This is a genomic window from Polyangium fumosum, assembly GCF_005144585.1.
GTDB lineage: Bacteria > Myxococcota_A > Polyangia > Polyangiales > Polyangiaceae > Polyangium > Polyangium fumosum.
Window position 1 is genome coordinate 40,899 of the sequence record NZ_SSMQ01000039.1, and the last position, 9,592, is coordinate 50,490.

General features: G+C 66.1%; 7 protein-coding genes. 1 reads left to right on the top strand and 6 read right to left on the bottom strand.

The features are described 5' to 3' along the window. Positions 1-8 precede the first annotated feature (8 nt). Positions 9-1,544, bottom strand: a complete 1,536-nt coding sequence (locus E8A74_RS30920; protein ID WP_136932703.1) for a glycosyltransferase — start codon at positions 1,542-1,544, stop codon at positions 9-11. A gap of 224 nt (positions 1,545-1,768) precedes the next feature. Here E8A74_RS30920 and uvrA point away from each other — a divergent pair, with 224 nt between their 5' ends. Beyond that, the gene (gene uvrA / locus E8A74_RS30925; RefSeq protein WP_136932704.1) at positions 1,769-4,684 is read left to right on the top strand and encodes an excinuclease ABC subunit UvrA; all 2,916 of its coding nucleotides are present in this window, start codon (positions 1,769-1,771) and stop codon (positions 4,682-4,684) included. Between the two features lie 4 nt (positions 4,685-4,688). On the opposite strand, the gene E8A74_RS30930 is transcribed toward uvrA, so the two are convergent. The 5 genes from E8A74_RS30930 to ctaD all read right to left on the bottom strand — a co-directional run bounded on the left by E8A74_RS30930 (position 4,689) and on the right by ctaD (position 9,589). After that, positions 4,689-5,237: a response regulator transcription factor gene (locus E8A74_RS30930; protein ID WP_136932705.1), complete on the bottom strand. Its 549-nt coding sequence runs from the start codon at positions 5,235-5,237 to the stop codon at positions 4,689-4,691. Between the two features lie 2 nt (positions 5,238-5,239). Then, on the bottom strand, positions 5,240-6,598 hold the full coding sequence (locus E8A74_RS30935) for an ATP-binding protein (protein WP_136932706.1): 1,359 nt from the start codon (positions 6,596-6,598) through the stop codon (positions 5,240-5,242). 150 nt (positions 6,599-6,748) lie between these two features. Further along, positions 6,749-7,252 (bottom strand): cytochrome C oxidase subunit IV family protein, encoded by a 504-nt coding sequence (locus E8A74_RS30940; RefSeq protein ID WP_136932707.1) that lies wholly within the window; start codon positions 7,250-7,252, stop codon positions 6,749-6,751. 19 nt (positions 7,253-7,271) lie between these two features. Continuing rightward, positions 7,272-7,952 (bottom strand): cytochrome c oxidase subunit 3 family protein, encoded by a 681-nt coding sequence (locus E8A74_RS30945; RefSeq protein ID WP_136932708.1) that lies wholly within the window; start codon positions 7,950-7,952, stop codon positions 7,272-7,274. Continuing rightward, entirely contained in the window at positions 7,952-9,589 is a 1,638-nt protein-coding gene (gene ctaD, locus E8A74_RS30950) for a cytochrome c oxidase subunit I (protein WP_136932709.1), read from the bottom strand. Before ctaD ends, E8A74_RS30945 begins: the two co-directional genes overlap by 1 nt. Between the last annotated feature and the right edge of the window lie 3 nt (positions 9,590-9,592).

Sequence of the window (9,592 nt, forward strand, 5' to 3'; positions counted from 1 at the left end):
TGCCGACGTCAAGCCCGCTGTGCGGCGGGGGCAGCGGGCGCAAACCCTTTGCGCCCAAACTTATCCCAGCCCTTCTTCCCCTTCAAAAAATCGTAGAGGCCTCGGAGCTGCCAGAACACCAGGTATTGCCGATATCCTAGATTCGACAAGATCCCCACGAACAAGAGCACAATCGCGTCACGCGCCCGCGGGTAGGGCACGAGCGACGCTGTGCCGGCGTGCCCCCGCCCGGGCCGCGCCGAGAACGTACAGAGCACGATCGACAGCGTCGACAGGCAGAAATTCATGGCCATCGCGAGCCCCATGAACGCGAGCAATGCCTTGCCGGAGAGCGCGCCGAAGATCGAGGTCAGGACGAGCAGGAGGTATCCGACGCACTCGGTCGGCGGCGCGAGCGCCTCGAACACGAGCTGATACGGCATCGCGAAGAGGCCGATCTGCCGGAACTGCGGCCGAAACAGCATCGCGCGGTGATAACTCATGACCTCCCAGAGCCCCCGGTACCACCTTGCTCGTTGCTTCCCGAGGTCCCGATAATTCTCGGGCGCCTCCGTCCACGTGACCGCGAAGGGCAAACAGACGATTCTCCCCGGCCTGCCCTTGTCGAGCAGATACCGATGAAGCCGCACCACGATTTCCATGTCTTCGCAGACCGTGTGCGCCCCTTCCGTGCAGTATTCGATGCAGATCCTGGAGCGAACGTGGCGCGTGAGAAAGCCGCCGACCTCGAAAAGTACGTCACGCCGGATCAGCGCGAAAACACCGGAGAGAATGAGCACGGCGTTGTCCTCGGACAAGGCCGTCCGCCCCTTCGCGAAGGATCGCATGTATTCCACGATCTGCAGCTTCCCGATGAGGCTCGTCGGCAGCGCGAGCTCCTTCACCTCGCCCTCGCGGATGGTCGATCCATTCGAGAGCCCGACTTGCACGCCCACGGCCACCGTATCGTCGGGCGACTCCATCACCTTGCGCACGGCGAGCAGGAGCGCGTCCGGGACGAGCAGGCTATCGGCGTCCATGCTGGTCACGAATTCGCCGGCGGCGACGCTCGTCGCTGCATTCAGCGCGTCCGCCTTCCCGCCGTTCTCCTTGTCGATCAAGACCATCCGCTTGACGTTCTCGGGCAAGCCCGTCCGGCACTCCCACATGCCGCGCACCTCGGCCGTATCGAGCCCGCTCGCGCGCTCGAGCACGGCCGGGACGAACGGGTACGCCGAGAGCAGGACCTCGACGGTCCGGTCCTTCGATCCATCGTTGCAGATCACGATCTCGTAGGCCGGATAGCGCAGGCGGAGCTGCGATTTCAGGCTCTCGACGATCGTGACCTCCTCGTTGTAGGCCGGTACGAGCAGCGAAACGACGGGCAAGAATGCGTCGCGCTCGGAGAGCGACGCGGGACGAACGAGCTCGGCTGTGAGCTCGTGTCGAATGCGACGATAACTGACCAGGACGAACCGTAGGTTGATCAGAAAAAACAGGGTCACGTACCCGACGATCACGAGATCGAGGATACGCAGGAGCCAGATGAGCGCGCCCAATGCCACCCCCCACGTCCCTCCGGAGCTCCGAGGTCAGGATGCACCGGCGCTTCCTGGTACCCAAAGTCTCCGGGGTGGTCACGAAAACACCATTCTACCGTGTTTCTCGTAACGCGGTATACACGAACGTGTATTCGAATGGGAACGGACATGGCGTTTCGGGAAGACACGGACGGACGAACGTGCTATGGCCCAGGCGCGCGCGATTTAACGAGGACAAACCACCGCCCATGCGCAAGACCAGGACGAAGAACGAGATCCCCGCCGCCCGCGAGCCCGATTTCATCGTCGTGAAAGGCGCCCGCGAGCACAACCTCCGCATCGAGCACCTCGAGGTCCCCAAGCGCAAGCTCGTGGTGTTCACCGGCCCGAGCGGCTCGGGCAAGTCGAGCCTCGCGTTCGATACGCTATATGCCGAGGGCCAGCGCCGCTACGTCGAGACGCTCTCGGCTTATGCCCGGCAATTCCTCGGCCAGCTCGATCGCCCGTCGGTCGAGCACGTCTCCGGCCTCTCGCCCACGATCGCCATCGAGCAAAAGAGCGCGTCCTCGAATCCGCGCTCCACCGTCGGGACGATCACCGAGATCTACGATTACCTGCGCGTGCTTTACGCCCGCGCCGGCGAGCAGCGTTGCACCACCTGCGGCAAGGCCGTGGCCTCGCAGAGCGTCGACGAGATCGTCGAGGCGCTGCTGGAGCTGCCCGAAGGCAGCCGCGCCACCCTTCTCGCCCCGCTCGTCGTGCACCGGAAAGGCGAGCACAAGGAGATCTTCGAAGATCTCGCGACGCGCGGTTTTTCGCGCGTCATCGTCGACGGCAACATGGAGAAGCTCGATCCCCTGCCCCGCCTCGACAAGAAGCTCTGGCACGACATTTCGCTCGTCGCCGATCGCATCACGGTGCGCGCCGAGGATCGCCCGCGCATCGCCGAGAGCATCGAGCTCGCGCTGCGCGAAGGCAAAGGCGAGATGATCGTCGACGTCGAGGGGGAAACCCCCCGCCCCTTCAGCCAGGCGCGCATGTGCTGCGGCAAGAGTTATCCCGAGCTCAGCCCGCAGAGCTTTTCGTTCAACAGCCCGCTCGGCATGTGCCCGAAATGCAGCGGCCTCGGCACGCGGCTCGAAGCGGATCCGAATCTCATCGTGCCAAACCCGGCGCTCTCGCTCCGGGAGGGCGCCATCGCGCCCTGGGCCTCGGCGATGTCGCGCGGCGAGGGCTGGACGTTCCGCATCGCGGACGCAGTGGCCAAGGCGACGGGCGTGGACCTCGATACGCCGTTCGGAAAGCTCTCGGCGAAGAAGCGCGAGCTCATTCTGTACGGGCTCGAAGGCAAGAAGATCGCCGTGCAATGGGGCAAGGAGGGCTCGGAGAGCCACGGGACCTTCGGGATGAAGTTCGAGGGCGTGATCCCGAACCTGGAGCGGCGCTTCCGCGACACGACGAGCGACATGGCGCGGGATGTCTACCGGAAGTTTTTCCGGGAAATGCCCTGCGACGCCTGCGAAGGAAGGCGCCTCCGCCCGGAGACGCTCGCCGTCCTCCTCGCCGAGAAAAACATCGCCGCGGTGACGTCGATGACGGTGGGCGCCGCGATTCATTTCGTGCAGACACTCGCCCTGCCCGGCGGCAAGGCCCGGATCACGGAGGGCGCGTCGCGCGAGATCGAGGCGCGGCTCGGGTTCTTGATGAACGTGGGGCTCGATTACCTGACGCTCGATCGCTCGGCGACCACGCTCTCCGGCGGCGAGGCGCAGCGCATAAGGCTCGCGAGCCAGCTCGGCAGCGAGCTCTCGGGCGTGATGTACGTGCTCGACGAGCCGAGCATCGGCCTACACCAGCGCGACAACGAGAGGCTGATCGCGACGCTACGGCGCCTGCGGGATCTCGGCAATACGGTGGTCGTGGTCGAGCACGACGAGGAGACGATCCGCGCGGCCGACCACGTCGTGGATTTCGGCCCCGGCGCCGGCCACGAGGGCGGCCGTGTGCTCTTCGCCGGCACGCCCGAGGAGCTCGAAGAGGCCAAAGGCAACGTGACCGGCGATTACCTCTCCGGCCGCCGCCGCATCGAGATCCCCGCCGAGCGCCGGAAGCCGAGCGGCTGGATCAAGATCAAAGGCGCGCGAGAGCACAATTTGAAAAACGTCGATGCGCGCATCCCGATCGGCGTCCTCTCGGCCGTGACGGGCGTCTCCGGCGCAGGGAAGAGCTCGCTCGTCAATGGCATTCTGCTCCCGGCGCTGAGCCGCGCGCTGCACGACGCGACGGGCCCCGTGGGCGCGCACGACACGATCGAGGGGCTCGACGTGCTCGACAAGGTGATCGCCATCGATCAGCAGCCGATCGGACGCACGCCGCGCTCGAACCCGGGCACGTACACGAAAGCGTTCGACCACATCCGCGAGGTCTTCGCGCTCCTGCCCGAGGCGCGGGCGCGCGGCTGGGACTCGGGTCGATTCAGCTTCAACGTGAAAGGCGGGCGCTGCGAGAGCTGCCACGGCGACGGCGTCGTGAAGGTGGAGATGCATTTCCTCGCCGACGTGTACGTGCCCTGCGAGGTCTGCGGCGGCAAACGGTACAACGCGCAGACGCTCTCGGTGCGCTTCAAAGGGAAAAACATCACCGAGGTGCTCGAATCGAGCGTGGAGGAATGCCTCGGGATGTTCGAGCACCACGTGGCCCTGAAGCGAATCCTGACGACACTCGTGGACGTGGGCCTCGGCTACATGAAGATCGGCCAGCGCGCGACGACGCTCTCCGGCGGCGAAGCGCAACGGGTGAAGCTGAGCCGCGAGCTCGGAAAAACCCAAACGGGGCGCACGCTCTACGTGCTCGACGAGCCCACGACGGGCCTGCATTTCGAGGACATCCGGCGCCTGCTCGTGGTGCTCGCACGGCTCGTGGACGCGGGGAATACGGTCGTGGTGATCGAGCACAACCTCGACGTCATCAAATTCGCCGACTGGGTGCTCGACCTCGGCCCCGAAGGCGGCGCGCGCGGCGGGCGCGTGATCGCGGAAGGCGCGCCGGAGGCGGTGGCGCGGGTGCCGGAGTCCCATACGGGGCGGTTTTTGGCAGACATCCTCGGGCGGGAGCAGGTCAAGGCGAAGGCCAAGAACGGCAAATCCACCCGCGTTCACGCCTGATTCGTCAGGACGACTTTTTCAATTTCCGCTGGAGCGTCCGGCGGTCGATCCCGAGCAGCTTCGCCGCCACCGCAATCACCCCCCCCGAATCCTTGAGCGCGGCGTTGATCGCGTCGCGCTCGAGCTCGTCGAGTTTGTACGTCGTCCGGCTCGACGGCGGCGCCCCCGAAAACGGCGCGCGCGGCCGCTCGAACAGGACGGTCGCCTCCCGCAGCAATCGATCCGCGTCGATCGGCTTCGTCAAGAGCGTGTCCGCGCCCTCGCGCACCGCCGCGACCGCGAGCGGGATGTCCCCGAATCCCGTGAGCATCACGATCGCCGCCTCCGGGCAGAGCCGGCGCAACCGCGGCAATGCCGTGAGACCGTCGACGCGCGGCATGCGGTAATCGACGACCACGAGATCCACGGGCGCGTCCTCCAGCGAGACCAGCCCCTCCTCCACCGTCGCCGCCGTCCGCGCCTGCACCCCGCGCCGCCGCATCGCGCCCTGGAGCGTCGTGCGAAACGCGTCGTCGTCGTCGATGAGCAGCGCCGTCTCGATCTTGCGAGGCATCCTCATACCTCCCAGTCACGCGACGCCACACGGCGCGCGAGCCGGATCGTTACCCTTGCCCCGCCCTCGATCCCATTGTCCACGCTGAGCATGCCGTTCATCCGATCGAGCAGCACCGAGCTCACGTACAGCCCGAGCCCCATCCCGCCCTCGCGCTCCTTCGTCGTCTGAAACGGCTCGCCGAGCCGCGCGAGGATCTCCGACGCGAACCCGGGCCCATTGTCGTCGACCACGATCTCGACGTGATCACCGCCGTCCCGCACCACAATCTCGATCCGCGGCTTCGCCGTCCGCACCATCGCCTCGGTCGCGTTCGTCAAAACGTTCACCAGCACCTGCAAGAGGCCCGCAGGCATGACCGTCACGTGCACCGGCGCAGGCGCGTCGATCGTGATCTCGCCCCGGTACGCGAGCCGCCGGAGCTCACGCCCCGCCATCTCCGTGACCAGCTTGCCGAGCTCGACCTCCTCGCACCGCTGATCCGGCCGAATGTATCCGCGCACGAGGCCGATGATGTCGCTCGCCCTTTGCGCCTCGCCCGCGATCGTACGCGCGAGCTCGGCGGCGTCCGGCGAGACGTCCTTCGTGAGCTCCGAGAGCTCGCGCCCGGCGAGCAGGATCGTGGCGAGCGGCGTCGAGAGCTCATGCGACATGCCGCCGACCACGCGGCCGAGCATCGCGAGTTTGTCGTTCCGGAGCGAGCGTTGCCGGAGCTCGTCGAGCCTCCGCGCATACACGAACAGGAACACGCCGAGGAACCCAGCCACGGACGCGAGCGAGACGAACGCGCCGAGGTGGTGGACGCGCTCCTTGCCGAGCGGCGCCGACGCGAGCGGCAGCGGATCCGCGAACGAGACGAGCGCGCCGACGGCCACGGTCAGGCCCGCGATCGCGAGGACGGCGCGCCCGCTGCTGAGAAACCCCGCCAGGGCGATCTGAAAGACGAGAAACGCGGCGAACGGGTTTCCGGTGCCGCCCGTGACCCACAACACGGCGCCGAGGGCGATCACGTCGAACGTGATCTGCCCGGCGACGAGGCGTTGCTCGTGACGGAGCATGCGGCCGAGCACGAGCGCGAACGAGCCGTTCAGGATCACGAGCAAGCCGAGGATCAGGAAGACCGGCGTGACCGCGAGTTCCGGGACGAACCATTTTCCGGTCGCCGTCGTCAGGCCCATGCCGAGGATCGCGAGCCAGCGGAGCTGGATCAGCCACCGCGCCGCGGTCCCCTCGGGGATCGGATCCGCGCTCGAAAGGACGGCCCTGACGGACGATTGTCCCCCGGAAGGTGCACCACCCGCCGCACGCGCCGTCCCCGGCTCGGCGGCGGCGATGGGGGGAACGGAGACACGGGCCGACATCGGGTCGCCAGACTATGGCGAGTCCGAACCCGGTGTCGAGCGGTTCGCGGCTCTCGGAAACGTGGAGGAGGCGGAGGACTGCGTTCGCTTGGAGCTTGGGGGCGCCGCTCGGCTTGCCCGAGCGTGCCCCCCAGCGCGGACGCGAAAAACTCAGTGCTTGGCGGGGGTCGCGGCCGGGGCGGCCGAACCGGCGGCCGGGGCGGCCGAGCCGGCGGCGGCGGGCGCGGCCGCCGCCTTGGGGACGGCGACGTCGCCGGCGCGCTCGGCCTTGAACGGGTCCTTCAGATCGACCGGGTTCTTCGCCTCGATCGCCTCCGCTTCGCCGCGGAACTGCGTGTCGCTCATCGTGATGCCGATGAAGACCGCGAGGAACAACAGGGCGGAGACGAAGATGATGGCGTGGAACTTATGGTCCCACTTGAGGTGCATGAAGATGAGCGCGACGACCGACGCCTTGATCGTGGCGATCAAGAGGGCGACGATCAGGTTGCCCATGTGGCCGAGGTCCACGTAGCTCGCGCCCACGGTGACGACCGTGAGGAAGAGCAACGTGCTGAACGTGCCGATGTAGACCTTGAACGGCAGGACGTGCGGAACGTGATCGCCGTTTCCGCTTCCGTGACCGTGGTCGTGCTCTGCGTGCGAGGTGCTCATGGTGCGCTCTGCTCCGGGCTCAGCCGACCAGGTAAAGGAGCGGGAAGAGGTAGATCCACACGAGGTCGACGAGGTGCCAGTAGAGGCCCACGTTCTCGACGGGCGCGTAGTAGCGGCTGGAGAACTCGTTCTTCTGGTTCCGGAGGAGGATCCAGAGGATGAGGCCCATGCCGATGACCACGTGCACGCCGTGGATCCCGGTCATCATGAAGTAGATGGCGAAGAAGATGCCCGGGTGACCCGAGGCGAAATCCGCCGCCGTGAAGTTCCCGCCGGGCAGGAGCCCGTCGTGGATCTTGTGGCTGTACTCGAAGTACTTGACCACGAGGAACATCGCCGCGCACGCGAGGGTGATCGCGAGCAGGAGCGTCGTCTTCTTCTTCTCGTTCTTCTGCGCGGAGCGCACCGCGAGCGCCATCGTGAAGCTCGACGAGATCAGCACGATGGTGTTGATGCCGCCCATCACGCGGTCGAGGTGGTGGTGCGCCTCGACGAACGACGGGAAGTACTTGCTACGGAAGATGGCGAAGGCGCAGAACAAGCCGCCGAACAGCAGGATCTCCGTCACCAAGAAGAGCCACACGCCCATTCGACCTGCGTCGAACTGGGTGTCTGCCTTGTCGAAGTGGTGGGCGACGTGGAACTGGGGGGAGAGCTTCGTCTCCTCAGCGCCGCCCAAAGCCTCGGCTTTCGCGCTCATCAAGCAGTCTCCTCAGCAGGACGCTCGTACGCGTCCAGCGTCACGATGGGGGCCTTCTCGAAGTTCTCCGTGATCGGCGGCGACTGCGTCTGCCACTCGAGCGTCGCGCTGTCCCACGGGTTCGCCGGCGCGGGCGCGCCGGTCTTCAGCGACCGGGCGAGGCAGATGAACGTGATGAGGAAGCCCAAGCCCAGGACCCACGAGCCGTACGTCGAGAACGCGTGCAGCGGCTGGTACTGGTCGAGGTAGTTGTAGTAGCGGCGCGGCATGCCACGCGTGCCAAGGATGAACTGGGTGAAGAACGTCCAGTTGAAGCCGATGAACGTGAGGGCGAAGCCCACGCGCGCCAGCTTCTCGTCGTACATCTTGCCCGTCATCTTGGGCCACCAGTGGTGGAGGCCGCCGAAGAACGCGATCGCCGTGCTGCCCATCATCACGTAGTGGAAGTGGGCGACGACGAAGTACGTGTCGTGCAGGTGCAGGTCGACGCTCAGCATCCCGAGGAAGAGGCCCGTCAGACCGCCGATCCCGAAGAGGAAGAGGAACGCGATGCCGTAGAGCATCGGCACCGTGAACCGGATCGACCCGCCCCAGAGCGTGCCGAGCCAGTTGAACATCTTCACCCCGCTCGGGATGGCCACGAAGAACGTCAGGAAGGAGAAGATCGCCGAGGAGAGCTCGCTCTGCCCCGAGACGAACATGTGGTGGCCCCACACGAGGAACGACACGAGGGCGATGGCCACGCTGGAGAACGCGATCGCCTTGTACCCGAAGACCCGGCGCTGCGAGTTCGTCGCGAGGATCTCCGTCGCCACGCCCATGCCCGGCAGGATCATGATGTAGACGGCCGGGTGGCTGTAGAACCAGAAGAAGTGCTGGAACAGGACGGGGTCACCGCCGAGCGTCGGATCGAAGATGCCGATGTGGAACGCGCGCTCGAAGATGAGGAGGAGCAGCGTGATGCCGAGGACCGGCGTCGCGAGCACCTGGATGATGCTGGTCGCGTAGAGCGACCAGAGGAAGAGCGGCATGCGGTACCAGCTCATCCCCGGGGCCCGGAGCTTGTGCAGCGTCACGATGAAGTTGAGCCCCGTCAGGATGCTCGAGAACCCCATCACGAACACGCCGAACGTCGCCGAGATGACCGACGTCGTCGACACGCCAGAGGCGTAGGGCACGTAGAAGGTCCAGCCCGTGTCCACGCCGCCCGTCACGATCGCCGCGAGCATGAAGATCGCGCCGATCCAGTACAGGTACAGGCTCAGCAAGTTGAGCCTGGGGAAGGCCACGTCCTTCGCGCCGATCATCAGCGGCAGGAAGAAGTTCCCGAGCGACGCCGGGATCGACGGGATGATGAAGAGGAACACCATCGCTGCGCCGTGCAGCGTGAACGCCTGGTTGTACTGCGAGGCGTCCATGATGGTCTTCTTCGCCGTCAAGAGCTCGAGACGGACGAGAAGGGCGAAGATGCCGCCGAGGCCGAAGCCGACGAGCACCGACACCAGGTACATGATGCCGATGCGCTTATGGTCGACCGTCGTCAGCCAGGACCAGACGCCAGCAGTTTGGTTCAGGTAGTTTTTGCCTCGAACCTCGGGCGAGTGCCCGAGTTCGTCGACCGTAGCCGTGTTTGCCATGAT